The following is a 19,881-nucleotide window of genomic DNA, read 5'->3' on the forward strand; positions in this document are numbered from 1 at the left end:
TCCCGCGCCGCGAGGGGTTTACGCGGGTTTGAGTCCTGGCTCAACCAAACTGTAAATCTGGTTATTGAGTGACGGGGCTGTAGCCAGCTCGTGAATGTGCTTTGCAACATCTGCACGCATCACAAAACCATGGCACTCCTCGGCCTGTATCCGTTGCGCCTGACCTGTGGCTACACCGTTCAGTAAACCGCCGGGGCGGAGAATGGCGTAGTCCAGTTGACTGGTTTGTAGCCAGCTTTCAGCCAACGATTTTTCCCGTACCGCCTGACCAAATGCGGCCCTGGCGCGTGGAGACAAAAAGGGCCAACTGTCGCCACAGCCAAGCGAAGTCACCAGAATCATGCGTTTGATCTGCGCTTTTTCTGCTTCATCAATGACGGTTCTGTGCGCCAGATAATCCTGGGCACCGCCCATGGAGGAGATCACCGTGGCATGTTGACCCGCTGCGCGACAGGCACAGGCGGTGACCTGGCTGTTGCAGGCGTCGCCAATGAAGACCTGCACACCTTTTTCCTGCAACCCGGCAGCGATCTGCGCGTTGCGAACGACGGCAATCACCGGACGTTGTTCCGCCAGTGCGAGTGCCAGCGTTTTCGCGCCGACGCCGCTACCACCCGCACCAAAAATGAGCCATGGAGCCATCAGGCATGTTCCTTTAAGGATGAAGACAGCGCGTGAAAGGCGCTGACCTGCTCGGCCAGTAGCTGGCGATGCTCATCCCGACCGAGGAAAATTTTGAACATAGCGCTACCCGCCTGGTTAAAGAAGAGAATGGACGCGGTGTCCATGCCCATAAATTTGCGTTCAATCAGGGCGATATGCGTGCAGTTTTCTGCCTTGATATGACCGGTCATGCCTTTTTTGCCGCGCAGGTTGAAGTAACCGTGGCGGTGGAATCCTGAAGGTAATTCACCCGTGAATTCCAGAATGATATCAGCAGTATGGACCAGGGTGGTGACTTTGCCCCATTCGCTGACGGTTTCCCAGACGGTATCAAATTGACTGCCGGAAACCAGCGTCGGGGAGGGGAGATTTTTTACCACCTCCAGCAGCGTGGTGTTGTACTGGGCTGCGATAGCTTCCAGCGTACCGTCCGGCTCAGTTTTCAAAAAATCCTGTAAAGAGACATGGCTCATACTTCACTCCTTTTATGGTTGCTCTACCGCAATACGCGGCGCGTTAAGTGCCTGAATCAGTTCATCAAGAGACTGCAAAATATTGCTCGCCCAAAAACGCCCTTCATTGGTCAGGCGCAAACAGGTGCTGGCATCTCGCGTCAGTCCTGCGTGATGCCACTGGGTCAGTAGCGGGATCAGTTTTTGTGCATGAGGCGTCAGTTCATCCAGCGGGACGCGGGCCGTTTCAATGCCGGCCTGGAGGGTGTGTCGCCACTGGAAACCCCGCTCGGCGGTGCGCATCATCATCATGAGCGGTTTTTTTCCGGCGGCGATGGATTCATGCCATGTGGTCAGATTGCGCTCGACCATCCAGGAATAGCCATTGACCGACCCCCCTGCGCCAGAGCCGAATGCCAGACAGTCTGCTCCCTGTTTAATCAGCAGGTTGTACAGATTGCGTTCCCGCGTGGTTCGTGCCCAGTGGCTGTTACTGATGCAACGCCAGCCCGCGCTGTCCATAAAATCGCAGCCCTGAAGATAGAGATCGCGACGTTCGGCAGGGGAGGGAACCGTTGTGCGCCCGGTTTCAACCGCTTTGCCAAGCGGCGTATTGGGGATCAGGTTCAACGCATAAAGATCTACGCCGTCGAGGCCGATGTCGCGGGCAATCGCCAGATCGTCGCCCCACAGTTTGGCGTCCTGTCCTGGCAGACCAAACAGCAGATCGCAGACCACGGCGGCTCGATCCCGTTTTACCAGCCCCTGCATAAAGGCAATTGCGGTCGGGCCGTCCGAGGTGCGCGCCATTTTCTTGCGGATCCGGCTGTTGAAAGACTGAATACCGATCGAAAACCGATTGGCGCCCGCGTCAAGGCAGGCATCGATTCGGGCGTCGTCAAAATTGAGCACCCGTCCCTCAATGGTGATTTCGCAGTCCGGCGCCAGCGGGAGCTTTTCTCGTAGCGCAGTGATGATTCTGGCCAGATCCCGTGCCGACAGCGCAGACGGTGTACCGCCGCCAAAATAGACGGCGTGAATCGGGGCCGACTGATGCAATGCGCTATCGGCTTCCATCTCTATTTCGCGCAGCAGCGCGTTGGTGTAGCGGGCGCAGTGATCCTCTTCAAAGCGGTTTTGATAAAAACCGCAGAAAGTACAATGTGTTGCACAAAAAGGGATATGCAAGTAAACCAGCCGTTTACGCGGCGGGGTGGGCTGGCTGATGACATCCTGCCAGGTTTGTGACAATAGCTCTTTGGCAACCGGGATCGCCCCACGCCAGGGCATCGTGGCGCGGCGATCCTTAAAGGGCTGACTTCCCTCGAGCGCAAAATGCGCAGTGAGATCCAGCGAGTGTTCAGTTTTCATTGTTCTTTATAAATCCAGTTAGTGAGGCCAGAATTGCTGGTGCAGGGCTTCAACCGCATCGGCGACGCGCGGCCCCATACCCAGAATCAGCGCCTGGTCTACCGCCACAATGCGCTGATTTTTCCAGGCTGCAGTGTGGGTAATACCGGCGATTGCGCTCAGACGATTCAGATCGCCATCCACCATTTGCGACGTCACCACGATGACCTCCGGGTTGGCCGCGATCAGCGATTCCGCGCTGTAGCTTTTGTACTGCGCGTGAGTGGCGACATTTTGTGCGCCCGCGAGGGTCATAATGGCATCGGCAACGCTACCCTTGCCGGCGACCTGTGGCGCGCTGCCGCCAGCGGAGAGAATGAACATGGCTTTGACCGGCGCGTTTTTCGCTGCCACGCTGTGCTGAACGCGATCCAGACGTTGACGTATGCGATCGATCAACGTCTCACCTTGTTCAGGAATGCGCAGGGTTTGAGCCAGTTCCCGAATGTTGGCGTACATCTGCTCAACGGTGGCCGGGACGCGCGGCAACGTCACGACGTTAACTTTTTGCGCCCTAAGTTGATCCAAAACGATTTGAGGGCCTGCATCCTGCCAGGTGATAAAGCTGTCCGGATGCAGTGATAAAATGCCCTCGCTGCTTAACTGCTTCCAGTAGCCGATATGCGGGAGTGCGGCAGTTTCGGGTGGATACGAGGTGGTTTCATCAACGCCGACCACCCGGTTGCCGATGCCCATGGCGTAAATCAGTTCGCTAAGCGATCCGCCCGCTACTACCAGGCGGTCGGCGGAGTGGGCGCTGAAAACACAGGCGAGGCTCAGTAAGCCAATCATGAGTTTTTTCATCGTCAGAAATTCCACGCAAAGCCAACGGCGGCGTTGAAACCCGCGGCTGGAATAGATTCATGCGCGGTTCTGTAACGCTTGTCGGTCAGGTTGTTAAGCGCGAGGTTGACCTGATACTGGTCTTGCGGACCAAACTCGGTGTTGAATGCGAGGTTAAGCGTGGCCCAGCCCGGGTAATTAATTTCCGTAGTACCGGTATTATCTTTGGCGCTGGACGCCGCGCGGATAAAGACATCGGACGTTACGTTAGCGACATTCATCAACCAGGTATGTTTCAGACCCACGCGCCCGGTCAGCGTAGGTTCGCCGGTATCCCAGGTTTTAATCGTGTCGCCCTCGTACTGACGGCGAATGAGATTACCGCTCAGGTAAGGTGAAACCGCCCAGCCGTTGTATTCTGCGGTGAGTTCCATGCCCCAGGTTTTGGCCCGATCGATGTTGTCGTAGTAGTTGTAGCCGCCACGTGAAGAGGTGCTGTTACCGTAGCAAACGGGTTGGCCTGCACAGGCCAGACTGGCGATATAGTCTTTGGCTTCGGAGTAATAAATGGCGCCGTCTATCAGCCACATATTCCCTTTATACCGCGCGCCTAACTCATAGTTATTCGAGTGTTCCGCCTTCAGATTTGGGTTGCCGTAGGTCACGCTGCCGCCTGCGGACGTCTGCGTGAACAGCTGAGTCAGCGTAGGGAAGACATAGCCCTGGGCGTATGCTGCCCGGAGTTCAAGATCTTCAAAACCGGAATAACGCAGGCTGGTTGAGGTCACCAGTTCATCATCGTGAACGGAATTTCCCCCGGTAGATTGCCAGGTCGTACCGCTGCTTTGGATAGTTTGCGTATCGTTGCGATTGAGTTTTGAGGACAGCCAGTACTGGCGTGCGCCGACGGTCCACGTCCAGTCATCGGCAAAGCGCCAGTCGTTTTGCGCGAATAACGAGGTGTTGCTTTGCTCCGCTTCGTTGTATGACAGCGTGCGGGTTTGCGTATCGAAGAAGCCGGTAGCCGCGGTCTGGCGCGTGCTGCCGTCCGTGTCCTGTTTTATTTTGTCATGCTGATACTGAGTGCCAATCACCAGCTCGTTGTTGGCAGGCAGGGAGAAGTTGCCCTGCAGCGTTACCCCCTGGGTATACTGCTTGTCGTTGGTATTGGTTTGATTGCTTACCGTCAGCGCTTTAATCATCGGGCTGGGGATGACCTGGGTCGTTTTGACCCGGTTTTCAAATTTGCGCTCTATTGTCTGGGCGTATGCGTCAACATGGATGTTCTTCAGGTAATCCCCATCGGCCGCGTAGTCGTAGAAAAGACCGATTTTCTCGCGTTCCAGCTTAGGAATTTTGACGCTAAAGTCGTCGAACTGACCTTCCGGGTCGTCAAACCAGGTTTGAGTGGACAGCTTATAACGGTCAAGGGAGAGCCCAATTTTGTGGCGATCGAAGTTGTAGCCAAGCCACACGCCCTGGCCGTTATTACGGAAGTTGGTGTCGGGTAATCTTCCGTCAGGTGTGTCGCGGTTCCCCTGGTCGGAATAGCTGCCATTAATGCGGTAGTCAAAGTTTCCGATGCTGCCCCAGGCCGCTGCCGACTCTTCCCATCCTGCCGTTGCGGAGTTATAAACAGCCTTAACGCTGCCGCCGAGGGGCTTATCGCCGCCTTTTTTGGTAATAAAGTTCACGACGCCGCCAATCGCCTGCGAACCGTAGAGGACAGAATAGGGGCCTTTGACCACTTCAATACGTTCCAGCGCGGATTCATCAATCAGCAAACCGGCTCCGTAGTTTTGTCCGGCACGTTGGTAACTGACGACCTGGCCGTCGATCAAAATCAGCACCCGCGAAGACGCTTCGCCACGGATACGAATTTGTTTCCGCCCTGCGAGGGCGTTATCGGTGACTTCGACGCCGGGAATATCTTGTAAATCATCAGCAATAGAAACGCTGGTGGAGTTTTGCAGCGTCTGGCGATCGATAACCTGGATGGTTGCCGGGCTATCCCAGAGACTACTTTCTGTGCGGTTAGCCGTGACGATCACCGTGTCTTCGTCGGACGTAGAAGTGTGTGTTGGAGAGGTAGCTGCAAAAGCAGCGCCGGACATGCATAATGTCAGGGCTGAAAGAATAAATGGCCTTTGGTTATTCCGTGGCAACATAAGAGAACCTTTATTGAATGTAAATGATCATCATTATCATTCGCGTTTATATATAAAATTGTTTCCCTCTGTTCAAGATGAAAGATGTAGAACCAATATATCTTTTGATTTGAGTCAATTTCGTACAGTCATTAAATGTAGAAATGTGATCTGAATCGAATATAACAATGTGAATTAAAAGGATTTATGCATCGCGGTGATGGTGGGAAATGTGCAGGGTTCTCGGGTAAATCATTAGGACAATCTGGGCTATAATGGGGCTCAGTACCAACAAGATCCGCGGGGGAAATGTGAATATTAGCGATGTTGCGAAAAGAACCGGTTTAACCAGCAAAGCGATACGCTTTTATGAAGAAAAAGGCTTAGTGACGCCGCCGCTGCGTAGCGAAAATGGCTATCGCACCTACAACCAGCAGCATCTGAATGAACTTACGCTGCTGCGCCAGGCGCGGCAGGTTGGCTTTAACCTGGAAGAGTGCGGTGAGCTGGTAAATTTGTTTAACGATCCGGCGCGTCACAGCGCGGATGTCAAAAAGCGCACGTTAGAAAAAGTGGCGGACATCGAGCGGCATATCAGCGAGCTGCAGGCCATGCGCTTGCATTTGCTGGCATTGGCGGAGAGCTGCCCTGGCGATGACAGCGCCGAATGCCCGATCATGGATAACCTCTCCGGCTGCTGCCACCATAAAGCGAAGGCCTAGCCGCGAGGTGGTTGCAGCATAAAGACCACCGTACCGCGATACCACGCTGACTTTTCCAGTTGCGCTTCAGCCTGCACATCCCGGCTCCCGTGTTGTACCAGCCCGAGCTTAAACGGAATGCGTAACCGGGTGAGTGCGGGCAGATACGCCTGATAGTTGGCTACCGTGTGACGTCCCTGATAGCTCTGCACCACCAGTTCATCAACCGGTAACGCGTTCAGCGTGGCGACATCGCCGGTCTTGGCCCAGTCCAGCAGTCCGGTCACCCCAAGAGCGAACTCCGACGGCAGCTGCTGGCGCAGCTGTTGCAGAAAACGGGCGTAATCGGCGAGCTGGTGAGTCGCGGCGTCAAAATCAACCTGCAGGCCGACCACGTGATTGCCAGCCGCCTGCCAGCGTTGCATTAATCGTATAATGCGCGCCGGGATCGCTTCCGGCACGTCGAGCGTGGTAAAGCGCACGGTCAGCCAGATTGACGGAAAGGTCAGATGGCTGACCGGCAGACCGAGACGCTGAAAAACCACGTTACCTGAACGAATCAGCACCTCACCCTGATGCAGATAGACCGTTTGCGCGTCTTTAAGCTCATCACTGGCCTTCACGCCGGACCACAGCCAGAAGGCCGGATGTTCACAGGCGGCGACGATATCCGCCGCCTGCGGCTGGCCTGTCAGCAGCGCGGTTACCAGTAGTATTTGAGTTTTTGCGCCCACGGACTTCCCGGATACTGCGTTTTCAGTTGGGTGAACCAGCCTTTACGCTGCAGTTTATCCACTTCCTCACCGCCGCACTCGTTAGAGCCTGACGGCGCATAGCACATGATGGCGCGATACAGCGCGAAGCTCTTGTCTTCAACCTCTGCTTTCGGCGAAGTGATTACCTGCTGATAGTAGCTTTGCCTGTCGAACTGGCCGAACGGCTCCTTACGCGATATTGCTGATTCAAGCACATCGTTGCCGGCACTGTTTTTCCACAAATCAACGTGGGTTTGCGTGGTGCGGAAGAATTCGCCTAAGCAGTTCAGCGCGTGGGCATCATCCGCTTTTTTGTTTAATACCGTTACCGTTTCATTGAGGCTGCGACAGGTGTAACCGGCTTGAGCTGCATCGCCATTCCAGTCGAAAATACTCAGATTAACGTCATCAAACGCGTCGCTAATAACCGGAGGAGTGATGGCGCTGGCCAGTTTTCTGTCATTCAACCAGTCGCCAAAGCGGTTTTCGGTAAGATCGCGTACCAGCAGCGTATGCAGGGCGATGGTTCGCTCTTCATTGTTAGGTCCATGGACGGCCTGTTGGCGCAGCAATTCAGGCGAGGCCTGTGTTTTCAGGATCTGCGAGCGAAAACGCAGGTTGGTGACTGCGCTTTCTGGGGCAAAAACCGCCGCCACGTCGCCGCTATAAACCAGCGTTGCGGCGAGCTTAGCCTGTACATACTGCTGCTGTTCGTTGTCCTGGCTGAGTTTTAGCAATTGCTGCCAGAAATCACGCGCCGCGCTCCAGTTCTTCTGGCCCATCAGCGCTTCGCCGTACAGCACTTGTTCGCTGAAGGCGAGGGTATCGTGAGCGGCAAGTTTCTGCGCTGGCGTAACTGCCTGAATAATCGCCGCATAGTCCCCTGTTGCCAGCCACAGATTCAGTTGCAGATCGCGCCATAGCGGCAATTTTTGGCTCTGCTCAAACACCGGTTTGCTGGCATCGAGCTGCGCTTGCGTCAGCGTGGGGTTACTGTTGTTATCCAGACGCAGCGCCCGCAGCAGTTCGATATAGCTGACAAGCGGCGCATCGGGGAAGGCTTCTACCACGGACTGTTCGTAGAACGCCATACCGTAGACATTATCGTATTCGATGACAATTTCACGCAGTTGCCGAGCGTCAGCAGACTGCTGGAGCGTCTTCTCATACAACCCTGCCAGCTGCGGCCACGCCTGTAAATACCAGTTAATGCGACGCAGCATGCCGCGCGCGGAGTCGGCGTAAAGCCCCTGCGGGAAGCGTTGCAGATAGGCTTGCGCCTGCGTCTGAGCCTGAGTCGCGTCCTCGCGGTTAATTTTTGCAATATCAAAATCGCCGTACTCGCCCACGCTGTTCTGGCTGCTCTTGTTCAGGGCCGCACGCATCAGCATGTATTGCGCGGTCTCTGCCAGCCACGGACGCTCACTGTTGGCAAGCTGAGTGAAATCCCGTTCGGCACTGGCATAATCCCCGGCATAAAAACTGGCGGCCGCGGCCAGATAATTTTTATAGGACTGAGCCGACGAATCAGCCGGGAGGGGGGCAAGCGAAGACTCAATTTGCTCGCGGGTTGCCCCGGATAGCAGCCCTGTACGTGCCTGGGCTAAGGCCTGGCGCTGTTCCGCCGTTAACGTCGAGTCGGCCAACAGTGCGGCAAAAAACGCGCTGACGCTCCCGGTGTTATTTGAAACATGACGGTTCTCAAGTTCAGCGTCGTTGACGTTTATTTCGTCTGCGCGAATGTTCAGTTCGGCCATCTGTCGGGAGAGTGGGCTGCCTTCGCCGGATACTGGAGCCGTGGCTGGCGGCGGGGCAACGTCATCCCACTGCGGATGATACGCAAAATAGAAATCGCGGGAGCGGGTGATGTCCGCTGGCATTGATTGCACCGGCAGAGCAAATGATTTTTCCTGGCTCAGCAGTCGCAGCAGGTTATCGCGGCTGTCGTTTTCCGGATTAAAGGTCGGCGTGCCTTTCAGCAGGCAGCTGTCGTCGCTCCATTTACAGTCTTCCATATCGAAAGAGGCGAATGCCTGCGGGGCGGCGGTCAGCAATGTGCAAAGGGCAAAGGCAAGGGGTGTCTTCCTGACCATAGTCTTATTTCCTGTCTTTTTATTGTGATACCGCTTTAATAATCAGGGTTATCCCTTCAACGGCAATGACTTCAACCTGAGTTCCGGCGCTCAAATCGTCGCGGGCGCTGACGGGCCATGAGCTATCGCCGACGCGCATATGTCCACGGCCATTGACCAGGCCCGATTCCAGAATAAATCGACGGCCAACCAGCTGCTGCCCGCGCTGGTTAAGATGGCTGTCGGCCGGTTTCTGCTCTTGCACGCGCTTCGCCAGCCATTTCCACCACAGCCACGCCGCCAGCAGTGTTAATACGGCGAACATTGCTCCCTGCCACGCCCAGTCAAGCGGAACGAGCCAGACGACCAGACCGGTAATTACCGCCGCTACGCCACTCCACAGCAGATAGCCGTTACCGCCCAGCATCTCAGCGGCGAGTAGCAAACCGCCGAGGCTGAGCCAGAAGATGTGCGGATGCACCAGAATCATCGCTATCATGATTTTTTCCGCTCGCTGGCGCTGTCCTTAATCAGCTCAGTGATCCCGGCAATAGAGCCCATCAGGCTGCTGGCATCCAGCGGCATCATCACCACTTTGCTGTTATTCGACGAACCGATATGTTGCAGCGCTTCGGTGTATTTCTGTGCCACAAAGTAGTTCACAGCCTGAATATCCCCGGCGGCAATGGCCTCAGAAACCATCTGCGTTGCGCGAGCCTCGGCTTCTGCGGAACGTTCACGCGCTTCAGCCTGTAAAAACGCGGACTGGCGTTCACCTTCTGCTTTCAGGATTTTCGACTGCTTCTCACCTTCGGCCTTGACGATTTCTGCCTGACGGATCCCTTCGGCTTCAAGAATGTAGGCACGCTTGGTACGTTCGGCTTTCATCTGCGCGTTCATCGCGTCGATAAGTTCGGCTGGTGGGCGCACATCGCGGATCTCGATACGGGTGATTTTGATGCCCCAGGGATTCGTGGCTTCATCAACAATATGCAGCAGGCGCGTGTTGATGTTGTCGCGTTGGGAGAGCATTTCGTCGAGTTCCATCGAGCCGAGAACGGTACGAATGTTGGTCATGGTCAGGTTGATGATCGCCAGTTCCAGGTTGCTGACTTCATAGGCCGCCTTCGGCGCGTCGATGACCTGAATAAAGCAGACGGCATCAATGGCGACGTTGGCGTTATCTTTGGAGATGACTTCCTGAGAAGGGATATCAAGCACCTGTTCCATCATGTTGATCTTACGACCGATGCGGTCCATGAACGGCACCACAAGGCTTAAACCTGGTTGCAGGGTCTTGGTGTAACGGCCGAAACGTTCCACCGTCCATTGGTATCCCTGCGGGACGATTTTGACGCCAGCGCCGACGATGACCAGCGCGACAAAAATAAGAATAGGAATAAAAATGAGCATTGATGAAACCTCCTGTTGTGCTGTCCTTTACTGCCTCATTAATTAAATTATACCCGATTATTCAAGGTGGGCTCCCCTATAATAAATTACAGGCATAGACTGTCTGCACGAAAGATGTAAAAAAGGGATGGGTAATGGAAGAAAGCAGCATTCTGCTTCAGTTAAAAAATGTCGCATGGCAGGCAGGGGAGACGCAGGTTCTCAATAACATCTGTTTTGATCTCCGCGCCGGAGAATTTAAGCTGATTACCGGCCAGTCCGGCTGCGGGAAAAGTACGTTACTCAAGATTGTGGCGTCATTAATGAGTCCGACTGCCGGTGAAATTCTCTTTGAAGGCAAGGAGATCAATACCCTCAAGCCGGAAACGTATCGCCAGCAGGTCTCTTATTGCGCGCAAACGCCCGCTTTGTTTGGTGACACCGTTTACGACAACCTCATTTTCCCCTGGCAAATCCGTAACAAACGTCCGGATCCGGATGTGTTTCTGGCCGATCTGGCTCGTTTTGAGCTCCCCGAGACGATCCTCAGAAAAAGCATCAATGAGCTGTCCGGTGGCGAGAAGCAGCGCGTCTCGCTAATTCGTAATTTACAGTTTCTGCCGAAAATCCTGCTGCTCGATGAAATCACCAGCGCGCTGGATGAAGCTAATAAACGTAATGTGAACGAGCTAATTCACCACTATGTGCGCGATAAGAATATTGCTGTGCTGTGGGTGACGCACGACAAAGATGAAATTAATCATGCGGATAATGTCATTATCCTTCAGCCGCATGCCGGAGAAATGCAGGAAGCACGCAATGAACGAGCATAATATTACCAATGAGTCCCTGGCATTAGCGATGATGCTGGTGGTGGTGGCGATCCTGATTAGCCACAAAGAAAAACTGGCGCTGGAGAAAGATATTCTCTGGAGCGTTTGCCGGGCGGTGGTTCAGCTGATTATCGTCGGCTATGTGCTGAAATATATTTTTGGCGTTAACCACAGCATTCTGACCTTACTGATGGTGCTGTTTATCTGCTTTAACGCGGCTTATAACGCACAAAAGCGCAGTAAATATATTGATAAAGCTTTCCTCTCGTCGTTTATCGCTATCACGGTGGGGGCGGGGCTAACGCTGGCGGTGCTGGTTTTGTCTGGCTCTATCGAGTTCACGCCGATGCAGGTCATCCCGATCTCCGGCATGATTGCAGGCAATGCGATGGTGGCAGTGGGGCTGTGTTACAACAATCTGGGACAGCGGTTTAACAGCGAACAGCAGCAAATTCAGGAAAAACTTAGCCTCGGCGCGACGCCGAAAGTGGCCTCTGCGCCGCTGATTCGCGACAGCATTCGCGCCTCGCTGATCCCAACGATCGACTCTGCAAAAACGGTAGGGCTGGTAAGTTTACCGGGGATGATGTCCGGGTTGATCTTCGCGGGTATTGATCCAGTAAAAGCGATTAAATATCAGATTATGGTGACGTTTATGCTGCTTTCTACCGCCAGCCTGTCGACCATTATTGCCTGCTACCTGACTTATCGGAAGTTCTATAATTCGCGCCACCAATTAGTCGTAACGCATTTGAAGAAGACGTGATGTGATGCCGGAGGGATCGGTATTGGTAGAATTTGTATGCCCGATAAGCGCAAGCGCCATCGGGCAAAATCAAACGGATTAGTACAACAGTGCGTACAGTTGGCGGCGGTATTTTGAGGCCAGCGCATCGCCGGTTCCGAGTGCGGCAAGGATCTCCTGGAAGGTCTTACGTGCCTGACCGTCGGCGGCAGTGAGATCTTTCTTCAGGTGGCTGAACAGCAGTTCCAGCGCTTCTTCGTTACGTCCAACCTGGTGCAATTGAATAGCCAGCTGCGTTGCCAGTGCTGCATCCTGCGGGTTATTCGTAACCTGTTGCTGTAACTGCTGAATTTCTGGCGTATCTGCCGCCTGCTTCAGCAGTTCAATTTGCGCGACCAGCCCCTGATAACGGGTATCCTGATCCTGCAAAGGGATAGTTTTGAGTACAGCTTCGGCATCTTCAGAACGATTCAGCGCGATTTGCGTTTCCGCCAGCAGCAGGCCAATTTCGCTGCTCTGGTTGGAGATCTGCCAGGCTTCTTTCAGCAGCGGCAGCGCGTCGGCGTGATTACCTGCTTCGATGAACTCAATCGCCTGGCGTGCTTTCAGCTCTTCTTCGCTCGGCAACACTTTCTCCAGCAGCGCGCGGATAACTTCTTCCGGCTGCGGGCCCTGGAATCCGTCTACTGGCTGACCGTTCTGGAACAGATAAACCGTAGGGATGGCGCGCAGGCCAAACTGAGAGGCGATCATCTGCTCGGCATCGCAGTCCAGCTTGGCAAGAATAAACTGGCCGTTGTACTGGGTGGCAAGGCTCTCCAGTACCGGCGTCAATTGCAGGCAGTGCTGGCTGCGTTCAGACCAGAAATAGAACAGGACCGGCGTGGTCATCGACTGTTCAAGGGTCTGCTGCAGGTTTGATTCGTTAATGTTAACAATATTCTGTGTGGACATGGAGTTACTCTCTTTTGTCGATTTCTTGTTACATGGGGGCTGACGCGCGTGCTTCAACTCAACCCTGTAAAATTTTGTCCATTATGCGGCCTGGCAACAGGCGTTTTAGTAGCATCACTGCCCAGGTCACCAATGTAACCGGATAACGTAGCTTCGGTTTGTCGTTCTCAAACGCATGACGCACTTTGGCGACGACTGCTTCTGGTCCTAGCGTAAAACGTGCGGCAATTCCGGGGTTTTCCACGGGAGCATCACGTTGAGTCTGGTTGACGTTTTCAGTAAAGCGGGTGCGAATGGGGCCGGGTTCAATCAGGCTGACCTTAATCCCGCTATGGCGCAGTTCCATGCGCAGCGCGTCGGACCAGGCTTCCAGCGCATATTTGCTGGCGGCATAGGCGCCGCGTCCTGGCGTTGAGATTAATCCCATCACCGACGAGGTCATCACGATACGTCCTTCGCCGTGAGGGAGCATAGCGGGCAACAGGCGCATGGTCAGTTGATGCGCGCCAAAGAAGTTGGCGGAAAACTGCTGCTCCATTTGCTCGCGGCTAATGGTGGGCAGTGGGCCATAGACGCCGTATCCGGCGTTGTTAAAGATCCCATACAAACGGTTATCGGTCAGGGCGATCACCTCATCGGCGGCGCGATCCACGCTTTCGGGTGAGTCCAGATCCAGCAATACGCCGGTGAATCCCATGCCGTTCATGCGTGCGACATCGTCAGGTTTGCGACAACCAGCCAGAATTCGAAAACCCTGGCGTTTAAGCTCAAGCGCACTTTCCAGGCCAATACCACTGGAACATCCTGTTATTAAGACCGATTTTTGCATAACTTTACCTGTCAGGATCTCCGTTGATTTACGAGTCGTGATTTACTAAAGGGGTCAATTGTTTCGCCATCCAGTCGGCAATAAACGGCTGGGCGTCACGATTAGGATGGATACCATCATCCTGCATCCACTGGGGTTTCAGATAAACCTCTTCCATAAAAAAGGGCAGCAGAGGAATATCAAACTCTTTGGCAAGCTTGGGATAAATCGCGCTAAAGGTTTCATTATAACGGCGACCGTAGTTAGCTGGCAGACGAATTTGCATCAGCAGCGGTTCGGCATTTGCCGCTTTCACATCCTGCAGGATTGTGCGCAGGGTTTGTTCGGTTTGCGCAGGCGCGAAGCCGCGCAGACCATCGTTACCGCCCAGTTCGACCAGCACCCAGCGCGGTTGATGTTGTTTCAGTAATGCGGGCAGACGGGCCAGACCCTGCTGCGAGGTATCGCCGCTAATACTGGCATTTACCACCGGTGTTTTGCTGTGCCATTTATCATTAAGCAGTGCAGGCCACGCCGCACTGGCGGACATACGGTATCCGGCGCTCAGGCTGTCGCCCAGAATAAGTAACGTGTCCGCCGCGGCGGCGCGGAAAGTTAACAGAACCAGGAACAGGAAAGGCCAATGCCAGCGGAAAACATTGTTGAAGTTCATCATCTTAAGAAATCCGTCGGTCAGGGTGATCACGAGCTATCCATCCTTACCGGAGTTGAACTGGTTGTCAAACGCGCCGAGACCATTGCGCTGATTGGCGAATCAGGATCGGGGAAATCCACGCTGCTGGCGATCCTCGCCGGGCTTGACGATGGCTCCAGCGGTGAAGTGAGTCTGGTGGGGCAGGCGCTGCATACCATGGACGAAGAAGCAAGGGCGCAACTGCGGGCGCGACACGTAGGTTTTGTCTTCCAGTCATTCATGTTAATTCCAACCCTGAACGCACTGGAGAACGTTGAGCTGCCTGCGTTGTTGCGCGGCGAAAACAGCGGGAAAAGCCGCGACGGGGCGAAAACGCTGCTTGAACAATTGGGGCTGGGAAAACGTCTCAACCATCTCCCGGCCCAGCTTTCCGGCGGGGAGCAGCAGCGCGTAGCGCTGGCACGGGCGTTTAACGGACGCCCTGACGTGCTGTTTGCCGATGAACCAACGGGCAATTTGGACAGGCAGACCGGAGACAAAATCGCCGACCTGCTGTTTTCTCTGAACCGGGAACATGGCACCACCCTGATTCTGGTGACCCATGACCCGCAGCTGGCGGCGCGCTGCGATCGTCGTTTACGTCTGGTGAACGGACTGTTGCAGGAGGAGGCATGATAGCACGCTGGTTCTGGCGCGAATGGCGCTCGCCTTCATTACTGATAGTCTGGCTGGCGCTGAGCCTGGCGGTGGCCTGCGTGTTGGCGCTGGGTAACATCAGTGACCGGATGGAAAAAGGTCTGAGCCAGCAAAGCCGCGAATTTATGGCGGGTGACCGATCGCTGCAAAGTTCGCGCGCCGTGCCGAAAGCGTGGATTGACGCGGCGCGACAGCGTGGCCTGAAAGTCGGCGAGCAACTGACCTTTGCCACCATGACCTTTGCCCAGGATACGCCGCAACTGGCGAACGTCAAAGCGGTGGATGATGTGTATCCGATGTACGGCACGTTGCAAACCAATCCGCCGGGGCTGAAACCGCAGCCGGGCTCAGTGCTGCTGGCCCCGCGTCTGATGGCGCTGCTCAACTTAAAAATCGGTGATTCCATTGATGTTGGCGATGCCACCCTGCGCATCGCCGGGGAGGTGGTGCAGGAACCGGATTCCGGTTTTAATCCGTTCCAGATAGCGCCGCGCCTGATGATGAACATGGTGGATGTTGAAAAAACGGCGGCGGTCCAGCCGGGAAGCCGTGTGACCTGGCGCTATAAATTTGGCGGTACGCCACAGCAACTGGAAGCCTATGAAAAATGGCTGCTGCCGCAGCTAAAGCCGGAACAGCGTTGGTATGGGCTGGAGCAGGATGAAGGGGCGTTGGGGAAATCACTGGAGCGTTCGCAACAGTTCCTGCTGCTGTCGGCACTGTTAACGCTACTGCTGGCGGTTGCTGCCGTTGCCGTGGCGATGAATCATTACTGCCGCAGCCGTTACGATTTGGTGGCGATATTAAAAACGCTCGGCGCGGGCAGGGCGCAGCTGCGCAAGCTGATTATCGGCCAGTGGCTGATGGTGCTGGCGCTGTCTGGCGTGACCGGCGGGCTGTTCGGGCTGTTATTTGAGCGGGTGCTGGTGGTATTACTGAAGCCAGTTCTGCCCGGTGAGCTGCCGCCCGCCAGCCTGTGGCCGTGGCTGTGGGCTCTCGGTACGATGACCGTCATTTCTCTGCTGGTGGGGCTACGCCCTTATCGCTTGCTGCTGGCGACGCAGCCGCTGCGGGTACTGCGTCGCGACGTGGTGGCAAACGTCTGGCCGCTTAAGGTCTATCTGCCCGTAGCAACGATAGTTGTGGTTGCGCTGCTGGCCGGATTGATGGGCGGAAGTATGCTGCTGTGGGCGGTACTGGCCGGGGCTGTGGTGCTGGCGCTGCTGTGCGGTGTGCTCGGCTGGATGCTGCTCAACGTGCTGCGTGGTCTGACGCTGACCTCGCTGCCGCTGCGTTTGGCGGTCAGCCGGCTGTTGCGCCAGCCGTGGTCAACGCTGAGCCAACTGTCGGCATTTTCGCTGTCCTTTATGCTGCTGGCGCTGTTGCTGGTGCTGCGCGGCGATCTTCTCGACCGCTGGCAGCAGCAAATGCCGCCAGAAAGCCCCAACTACTTCCTTATTAACATCGCCAGCGAGCAGGTGGTGCCGCTGAAAGCGTTCCTTGCTGAGCATCAGGTGATCCCGGAGTCGTTCTACCCGATAGTGCGGGCGCGTCTGACGGCGATCAATGAGAAATCGACCGAAGGCAATCAGGATGAAGCGCTTAACCGCGAGCTTAATCTGACCTGGCAGGATACCCGGCCGGATCATAACCCGATTACCGCCGGAAGCTGGCCGCCAAAAGCGGGTGAAGTGTCGATGGAAGAGGGGCTGGCGAAGCGGTTAAACGTAAAGCCTGGCGATCGTGTGACCTTTATGGGCGATACCCAGGATTTCAGCGCCACGGTCAGCAGCCTGCGCAAAGTGGACTGGGAAAGCCTGCGACCAAACTTTTTCTTTATCTTCCCTTCCGGTGCGCTCGACGGGCAGCCGCAAAGTTGGCTGACCAGCTTTCGCTGGGAGAACTGCAACGGCATGCTGACGCAGCTTAACCGCGAATTCCCGACTATCAGCCTGCTGGATATTGGTGCCATTCTCAAACAGGTGAGTCAGGTGCTGGAGCAGGTGAGCCGCGCGCTGGAGGTGATGGTAGTGCTGGTCACCGCTTGCGGTATGTTGCTGCTATTGGCGCAGGTGCAGGTCGGGATGCGTCAGCGTCATCAGGAACTGGTGGTCTGGCGCACGCTGGGCGCGGGCAAGAAGCTGCTGCGTACCACGCTGTGGTGCGAGTTCGCGATGCTCGGGATGGTCGCCGGACTGGTGGCGGCCATCGGGGCGGAAACTGCGCTGGCGGTGCTGCAAACCCGCGTGTTTGATTTCCCCTGGGAGCCAGACTGGCGGCTGTGGGTTGTGTTGCCGCTTTGTGGGGCATTGCTGCTCTCTCTCTGCGGCGGATGGCTCGGTTCACGTCTTCTTAAAGGCAAAGCGCTGTTCCGTCAGTTCAGCAGTTAATTCATATTCGTGATGATTACGCACCGGTTTTTTTAAATCGGTGCGTTTTTTTCTCTATGTAGCACAAATTGATAACTCCTTGATATTTAACAGCACAGAACAATAAAAACCCGACAACACGAGTGTATTAATAAACGTTAATATTTGTATGCTGAATAATTGGCAGGCTATCTATCAAGGTACAAATAATGACTATAAAAAAAACGGCGCTGGCGGTATCGATCGGCGCAGCAGTGGCATTAACGACTTTCGCCTCCCAGGCGGAAATCACGGTCCTGAAACAAGATCCGCAGGCGGGCAACCCGCTGAGCCGTCTTAATTTCACCGTCGGCGGGAGTATTCGTCCGCAGTTCCAGAATATGGCCGGTGACGATGGTAAGAATGGCTACAAACGTAATGGCTTCGACGGTGGAACACGTTTCCGCTTCGCTGCTGACTACTATCTGTTTGATGACATCAGTTGGGTGAGCTATTACGAGCTGGGCGTTAACTTCCCGGCGATGTTCAACTGGGACAATCACTATGCTAACGGCGCCAACGATACTACGCGTCGTATGCTGTACACCGGTCTGAAGAGCGCGACCTGGGGTACGCTGACCTTCGGTCAACAGAACAGCATTTACTATGATGTGGTGGGTGCGAAAACGGATATCTGGGACTACGACATGATCGGCCAGGCACCGGGTAACGGTATCAATGGCGACTACGACGGTTCCTATCGTACACGTAAGTCACTGAAGTATAAAAATACGGTAGGCGATGTTGATCTTTACGCGTCTTATCTGTTTAGCGATGACTACAACCCGAACAACGGTTTGCGCTACAAACGTAAAGGCGGCGGCTCGCTGGGTGTGGATTATCACATCACCGATGACCTGACCTGGGGTACGGCGTGGAACTACACCCGCGCGGAGATGCGTGGCAACACCAGCAAAACCTACGATCAAAACATCGTCGGTACTGCGCTGAGCTGGAAACCGGACAACTGGACTTTCTCGCTGGGCGGCGGTTGGTATCAAAACTTCATGACTACCAAAAAAGTCTCTGTTAATGACTATTTTGCCGGTGACGCCTGGGGTCTGGAATACTTTGCGGGATACACCTTCCCGGTTGGCCAGTATGCGCTGAAATCCGTGCAGCCATACTTTATGGGTGACCGTATTGAATACGTGAATGGTCGTAACTACCTGCGTACCGACAACGGTGTGGGTATCAGCTTCCAGCTGGATTACGGTTTCCGTGTGGATTACGAACACGTCTTCACCTCCAGCACCGACAATCTGGGCGACATGAACCTGGTGCGTCTGCGTTACGACTTCTAATCGAACGCCTGCCGCCCGATGCGCTTATCGGGCCTACGAGAGCAGGGGGATCGCGTTATTTGTAGGCCGGATAAAGCACTTGTGCCGACATCCGGCTTTTTCATGCCTTCTCACATTTAAAAACACACTCTGCAACATCATGAAATAATTTCAAGGACAGCAGGTTGTGATCTGTGTCATGTTAACAATCAGCCTGTTAACAGGCCAACAAGAACAACGCCGCAAGAACGGCGTGAGACATGACACCACAACGTTAAAATGGAGAGATTATGGGATTGCGTCAGAGTTTACGCGTCGCGACCGGAGCGCTGTTACTGGCCTGCGGATTACAATTTGCTCATGCGAACAGTGACCCGCATACCATCGTATTTGGCGTCGCGCCTGGGCCGTACGGCGATATGGTAAAACAAGCCATTGCTCCTACGTTAAAAGAGAAAGGCTATAAGGTGGTGGTGCGCGAATTCAGCGACTACGTGCAGCCGAACATGGCGCTCTCCAACGGCAGCATTGATGCCAACCTGTTCCAGCACTCGCTCTACTTTGACAAATTCACCGCCGATAAAGGCCTGAAGCTGAGCAAGCTGATCGTGGTCCCAACGGCCGGGATGGGTTTTTACTCACATAAAATCAAAAGCCTGGATGAGTTGAAAAAAGGGGATGTGATCACACTTTCCAACGATCCCACCAACCTGGCTCGCGGCCTGCGATTCTTGCAGTCAATTGGCCTTATCACCATCAAAGATAACATCGACCCGACGAAAGCCTCCGAGCGCGATATCGCCAGCAACCCGAAAGGACTGGTGTTTAAACCGCTGGAAGCCGCACAGCTGCCGCGCACGCTGGACGGCGTGACCGGCGCGCTGGTCAACGGTAACTTTGCCGTGGCGGCAAAACTGGATCTCGCCAGCGCCATCAAGCAAGAGCATCTGGATGAAAATCTGAAAAATATCATCGCGGTACGCAGTGAAGATGCGGATAAACCGTTCGCCAAAGATATTGTTGAGGCGGTGAAATCTCCGGCATATCGCGCGGTGATAGACGATCCGAAAAATATCTACAGCGCCTTCCAGAAACCGGAATGGATGTCGGCAGCCCAATAATCG

General features: G+C 54.8%; 19 protein-coding genes. 7 read left to right on the forward strand and 12 right to left on the reverse strand.

The window, feature by feature from the left end:
- Positions 1-18 precede the first annotated feature (18 nt).
- Genes chuY through OGX91_RS09465 form a run of 5 tightly spaced genes read right to left on the reverse strand, consistent with a single transcriptional unit; the run spans position 19 to position 5,476 of the window.
- The gene (chuY, locus tag OGX91_RS09445; protein ID WP_286626090.1) at positions 19-642 is read right to left on the reverse strand and encodes an anaerobilin reductase; all 624 of its coding nucleotides are present in this window, start codon (positions 640-642) and stop codon (positions 19-21) included.
- A complete protein-coding gene (gene hutX / locus OGX91_RS09450; protein WP_199947248.1) occupies positions 642-1,136 on the reverse strand; it encodes a heme utilization cystosolic carrier protein HutX in 495 nt (164 codons plus the stop codon). The genes chuY and hutX overlap by 1 nt, the downstream gene beginning before the upstream one ends.
- Positions 1,137-1,148: 12 nt before the next feature.
- Positions 1,149-2,486 (reverse strand): heme anaerobic degradation radical SAM methyltransferase ChuW/HutW, encoded by a 1,338-nt coding sequence (gene hutW, locus OGX91_RS09455; RefSeq protein ID WP_005125220.1) that lies wholly within the window; start codon positions 2,484-2,486, stop codon positions 1,149-1,151.
- Between the two features lie 18 nt (positions 2,487-2,504).
- Positions 2,505-3,329 (reverse strand): heme/hemin ABC transporter substrate-binding protein, encoded by an 825-nt coding sequence (locus OGX91_RS09460; RefSeq protein WP_286626091.1) that lies wholly within the window; start codon positions 3,327-3,329, stop codon positions 2,505-2,507.
- Between the two features lie 2 nt (positions 3,330-3,331).
- Positions 3,332-5,476 (reverse strand): TonB-dependent receptor plug domain-containing protein, encoded by a 2,145-nt coding sequence (locus OGX91_RS09465; RefSeq protein WP_286626092.1) that lies wholly within the window; start codon positions 5,474-5,476, stop codon positions 3,332-3,334.
- A 290-nt stretch (positions 5,477-5,766) separates the two neighbouring features.
- On the opposite strand from OGX91_RS09465, the gene cueR reads away from it, so the two are divergent.
- A complete protein-coding gene (gene cueR, locus OGX91_RS09470) occupies positions 5,767-6,177 on the forward strand; it encodes a Cu(I)-responsive transcriptional regulator (protein WP_005125223.1) in 411 nt (136 codons plus the stop codon).
- Here the strand turns inward: cueR and OGX91_RS09475 are convergent.
- From OGX91_RS09475 to OGX91_RS09490, 4 genes are read right to left on the reverse strand one after another with little or no spacing between them, the layout of a single operon-like run.
- Positions 6,174-6,890: a DUF3142 domain-containing protein gene (locus OGX91_RS09475; protein ID WP_199947251.1), complete on the reverse strand. Its 717-nt coding sequence runs from the start codon at positions 6,888-6,890 to the stop codon at positions 6,174-6,176. The genes cueR and OGX91_RS09475 overlap by 4 nt on opposite strands.
- Positions 6,860-9,004: a PA5441 family protein gene (locus tag OGX91_RS09480; protein WP_199947252.1), complete on the reverse strand. Its 2,145-nt coding sequence runs from the start codon at positions 9,002-9,004 to the stop codon at positions 6,860-6,862. The genes OGX91_RS09475 and OGX91_RS09480 overlap by 31 nt, the downstream gene beginning before the upstream one ends.
- A 19-nt stretch (positions 9,005-9,023) precedes the next feature.
- Positions 9,024-9,482 (reverse strand): NfeD family protein, encoded by a 459-nt coding sequence (locus tag OGX91_RS09485; protein ID WP_005125226.1) that lies wholly within the window; start codon positions 9,480-9,482, stop codon positions 9,024-9,026.
- Entirely contained in the window at positions 9,479-10,396 is a 918-nt protein-coding gene (locus tag OGX91_RS09490) for an SPFH domain-containing protein (protein WP_005125227.1), read from the reverse strand. Before OGX91_RS09490 ends, OGX91_RS09485 begins: the two co-directional genes overlap by 4 nt.
- Positions 10,397-10,530: 134 nt before the next feature.
- Here OGX91_RS09490 and fetA point away from each other — a divergent pair, with 134 nt between their 5' ends.
- Positions 10,531-11,208 (forward strand): iron efflux ABC transporter ATP-binding subunit FetA, encoded by a 678-nt coding sequence (gene fetA, locus OGX91_RS09495; protein WP_005125228.1) that lies wholly within the window; start codon positions 10,531-10,533, stop codon positions 11,206-11,208.
- Positions 11,195-11,974: an iron efflux ABC transporter permease subunit FetB gene (gene fetB, locus OGX91_RS09500; protein ID WP_003835795.1), complete on the forward strand. Its 780-nt coding sequence runs from the start codon at positions 11,195-11,197 to the stop codon at positions 11,972-11,974. The genes fetA and fetB overlap by 14 nt, the downstream gene beginning before the upstream one ends.
- Before the next feature lie 78 nt (positions 11,975-12,052).
- Here fetB and OGX91_RS09505 read toward each other — a convergent pair whose 3' ends face one another.
- The 3 genes from OGX91_RS09505 to tesA are packed head-to-tail and all read right to left on the reverse strand — an operon-like array spanning position 12,053 to position 14,388.
- The gene (locus OGX91_RS09505) at positions 12,053-12,907 is read right to left on the reverse strand and encodes a co-chaperone YbbN (RefSeq protein WP_005125229.1); all 855 of its coding nucleotides are present in this window, start codon (positions 12,905-12,907) and stop codon (positions 12,053-12,055) included.
- A gap of 58 nt (positions 12,908-12,965) precedes the next feature.
- Positions 12,966-13,736 (reverse strand): SDR family oxidoreductase, encoded by a 771-nt coding sequence (locus OGX91_RS09510; RefSeq protein ID WP_005125230.1) that lies wholly within the window; start codon positions 13,734-13,736, stop codon positions 12,966-12,968.
- A 28-nt stretch (positions 13,737-13,764) separates the two neighbouring features.
- Positions 13,765-14,388 (reverse strand): multifunctional acyl-CoA thioesterase I/protease I/lysophospholipase L1, encoded by a 624-nt coding sequence (gene tesA / locus OGX91_RS09515; RefSeq protein WP_005125231.1) that lies wholly within the window; start codon positions 14,386-14,388, stop codon positions 13,765-13,767.
- On the opposite strand from tesA, the gene ybbA reads away from it, so the two are divergent.
- The 4 genes from ybbA to OGX91_RS09535 all read left to right on the forward strand — a co-directional run bounded on the left by ybbA (position 14,359) and on the right by OGX91_RS09535 (position 19,878).
- Positions 14,359-15,045 carry a putative ABC transporter ATP-binding protein YbbA gene (ybbA, locus tag OGX91_RS09520; protein WP_149691405.1) on the forward strand — a complete coding sequence of 229 codons (687 nt, stop codon included), beginning with the start codon at positions 14,359-14,361 and terminating at the stop codon, positions 15,043-15,045. The two genes, tesA and ybbA, sit on opposite strands and share 30 nt — an antisense overlap.
- Entirely contained in the window at positions 15,042-17,456 is a 2,415-nt protein-coding gene (gene ybbP, locus OGX91_RS09525) for a putative ABC transporter permease subunit YbbP (protein WP_286626096.1), read from the forward strand. Before ybbA ends, ybbP begins: the two co-directional genes overlap by 4 nt.
- Positions 17,457-17,644: 188 nt before the next feature.
- Complete coding sequence (locus OGX91_RS09530) at positions 17,645-18,778, forward strand: porin (RefSeq protein WP_003021860.1); 1,134 nt, start codon at positions 17,645-17,647, stop codon at positions 18,776-18,778.
- A 269-nt stretch (positions 18,779-19,047) separates the two neighbouring features.
- Positions 19,048-19,878 (forward strand): MetQ/NlpA family ABC transporter substrate-binding protein, encoded by an 831-nt coding sequence (locus OGX91_RS09535; protein WP_040232652.1) that lies wholly within the window; start codon positions 19,048-19,050, stop codon positions 19,876-19,878.
- The last annotated feature ends 3 nt before the right edge of the window (positions 19,879-19,881 follow it).

This window comes from Citrobacter sp. Cpa228 (assembly GCF_030333085.1).
Taxonomy (GTDB): Bacteria; Pseudomonadota; Gammaproteobacteria; order Enterobacterales; family Enterobacteriaceae; genus Citrobacter; species Citrobacter pasteurii.

Excerpts from the sequence above, each read along its gene's own strand:
- chuY (WP_286626090.1), bottom strand. The coding sequence starts at position 642 with ATGGCTCCATGGCTCATTTTTGGTGCGGGTGGTAGCGGCGTCGGCGCG.
- hutX (WP_199947248.1), bottom strand. The coding sequence starts at position 1,136 with ATGAGCCATGTCTCTTTACAGGATTTTTTGAAAACTGAGCCGGACGGT.
- hutW (WP_005125220.1), bottom strand. The coding sequence starts at position 2,486 with ATGAAAACTGAACACTCGCTGGATCTCACTGCGCATTTTGCGCTCGAG.
- OGX91_RS09460 (WP_286626091.1), bottom strand. The coding sequence starts at position 3,329 with ATGAAAAAACTCATGATTGGCTTACTGAGCCTCGCCTGTGTTTTCAGC.
- OGX91_RS09465 (WP_286626092.1), bottom strand. The coding sequence starts at position 5,476 with ATGTTGCCACGGAATAACCAAAGGCCATTTATTCTTTCAGCCCTGACA.
- OGX91_RS09480 (WP_199947252.1), bottom strand. The coding sequence starts at position 9,004 with ATGGTCAGGAAGACACCCCTTGCCTTTGCCCTTTGCACATTGCTGACC.
- OGX91_RS09485 (WP_005125226.1), bottom strand. The coding sequence starts at position 9,482 with ATGATAGCGATGATTCTGGTGCATCCGCACATCTTCTGGCTCAGCCTC.
- OGX91_RS09490 (WP_005125227.1), bottom strand. The coding sequence starts at position 10,396 with ATGCTCATTTTTATTCCTATTCTTATTTTTGTCGCGCTGGTCATCGTC.
- fetA (WP_005125228.1), top strand. The coding sequence starts at position 10,531 with ATGGAAGAAAGCAGCATTCTGCTTCAGTTAAAAAATGTCGCATGGCAG.
- fetB (WP_003835795.1), top strand. The coding sequence starts at position 11,195 with ATGAACGAGCATAATATTACCAATGAGTCCCTGGCATTAGCGATGATG.
- OGX91_RS09505 (WP_005125229.1), bottom strand. The coding sequence starts at position 12,907 with ATGTCCACACAGAATATTGTTAACATTAACGAATCAAACCTGCAGCAG.
- OGX91_RS09510 (WP_005125230.1), bottom strand. The coding sequence starts at position 13,736 with ATGCAAAAATCGGTCTTAATAACAGGATGTTCCAGTGGTATTGGCCTG.
- ybbA (WP_149691405.1), top strand. The coding sequence starts at position 14,359 with ATGCCAGCGGAAAACATTGTTGAAGTTCATCATCTTAAGAAATCCGTC.
- tesA (WP_005125231.1), bottom strand. The coding sequence starts at position 14,388 with ATGAACTTCAACAATGTTTTCCGCTGGCATTGGCCTTTCCTGTTCCTG.
- ybbP (WP_286626096.1), top strand. The coding sequence starts at position 15,042 with ATGATAGCACGCTGGTTCTGGCGCGAATGGCGCTCGCCTTCATTACTG.
- OGX91_RS09530 (WP_003021860.1), top strand. The coding sequence starts at position 17,645 with ATGACTATAAAAAAAACGGCGCTGGCGGTATCGATCGGCGCAGCAGTG.
- OGX91_RS09535 (WP_040232652.1), top strand. The coding sequence starts at position 19,048 with ATGGGATTGCGTCAGAGTTTACGCGTCGCGACCGGAGCGCTGTTACTG.